Here is a 1,438-nt window from a genome sequence, read left to right as displayed (position 1 = left end):
TAGAGCTCGTAACACGATCATGTGAATCGTCTCTGGTGGGCGTGTCCGGTGCGACGATTCCGCCGTTCGTGGGGTGTGAGCAGGAAGCCGTGGATCGTGGATGATGAGTTGTGGGCGCTGGTCGAGCCACTGCTGCCGAGGTGGCCGGAGCGGTCGCCGGGGCCGCGCCCGGTGGACGACCGAAAGTGCCTGCAGGGCGTCTTGTTCGTGCTGTTCAGCGGCATCGCGTGGCAGCAACTGCCGATGGAGCTGGGCTTCGGCTCGGGGCAGACCTGTTGGCGGCGCCTGATCCGGTGGCACAAGGCCGGCGTCTTCCGGGCCCTGCACCGGATACTCCTGGCCGAGCTGAACGCGGCCGGACAGATCGACTGGTCACGCGCCTGCGTGGACGCTTCCCACGTGAGGGCGAAAAGGGGGGCGAGGCGACCGGCCCGTCACCGGTCGACCGGGGCAAGACCGGCAGCAAACACCACTTGATCTGCGACGGAAACGGCACCCCGTTCGCGGTCATCACCACCGCGGCCAACGTCAACGACGTCACCCAGACCGTCCCCCTGGTCGACGGCATCCCGCCCATCGCCGGCCGCCCAGGACGCCCCCGCAGACGTCCCGACGCGCTCCTCGGCGACAAGGGCTACGACAGCAACCCACTCCGCCGGGAACTACGCAACCGCCGGATCCTGCCAGTGATCTCCCGCAAGGGCAGCCCGAACATCCAGAGCCTGGGCAAGCTCCGCTATGTCGTCGAGCAGACCTTCGCTCTGCTGCACCAATTCAAGCGTCTCGCAGTGCGCTGGGAACGACGCCTCGACCTCCACGACGGCCTGGTCTCCCTGGCCTGTGCCCTCGTCTGTTGGCGGCGGCTGAGGCATCGATAACCCCCGGGCAACCGTGTGCACGACAGCACGTGTTAGAGATCAGCGGTGACTTTCTACGAAGACTTGAGCCCCTACGCTGAGGAGCCAGAAGACACCTTCTGGGAGGGCGAGGGCACCCGAGTGGTGACCTTCACCCCCCGCTACACGCGGATCAACATCGGCTGGCTCGCGGCAGACCACCCCTTCGCCGTCGGCTCACCCCCTCCCGGCTTCGTGGAACAACTCGACCGCATCCTGCACGGCCAGTACGTCAACCCCGCCCTGGGCACGCACCCGTGCGAACTATGCGACACAGCAGACGACGCCACGCCTCGTGCGCCCCGCGGCGGCAGCGAGATCCGTGTCCCGGCCTCACCCACCGAGGTTTATGCCGCACCCTTCCTCATCAGCCACTACGTGCAAGCACACCGCTACCTCCCGCCGAGACCCTTCATCGACGCGGTGCTGGACTCCCACGACACCTGGCGCAACGGCCCCCCGGCCCCCTGGCTCCCTGACGACGCCCAGCGACTCGACTTCGAAGCCGGCGACTGAGCAAGATCGTGTTACGAGCTCATAGG

At 67.1% G+C, this 1,438-nt stretch carries 2 protein-coding genes; both read left to right on the top strand.

Annotated elements, in window-relative coordinates; genetic code table 11:
• The first annotated feature begins 75 nt into the window (after nt 1-75).
• A protein-coding gene (locus tag ACIP9H_RS42280; RefSeq protein ID WP_401598058.1) for an IS5 family transposase occupies nt 76-878 on the top strand; the annotation gives its coding sequence in 2 pieces (ribosomal slippage) (nt 76-393 and nt 396-878; 801 coding nt in all).
• A 45-nt stretch (nt 879-923) separates the two neighbouring features.
• The gene (locus ACIP9H_RS42275) at nt 924-1,412 is read left to right on the top strand and encodes a hypothetical protein (protein WP_401598055.1); all 489 of its coding nucleotides are present in this window, start codon (nt 924-926) and stop codon (nt 1,410-1,412) included.
• Nucleotides 1,413-1,438 lie beyond the last annotated feature (26 nt).

Origin of the sequence: Streptomyces sp. NPDC088732 (genome assembly GCF_044751205.1) — a bacterium.
Lineage (GTDB): Bacteria > Actinomycetota > Actinomycetes > Streptomycetales > Streptomycetaceae > Actinacidiphila.
This window is presented reverse-complemented; position numbering and strand designations above follow the sequence as displayed.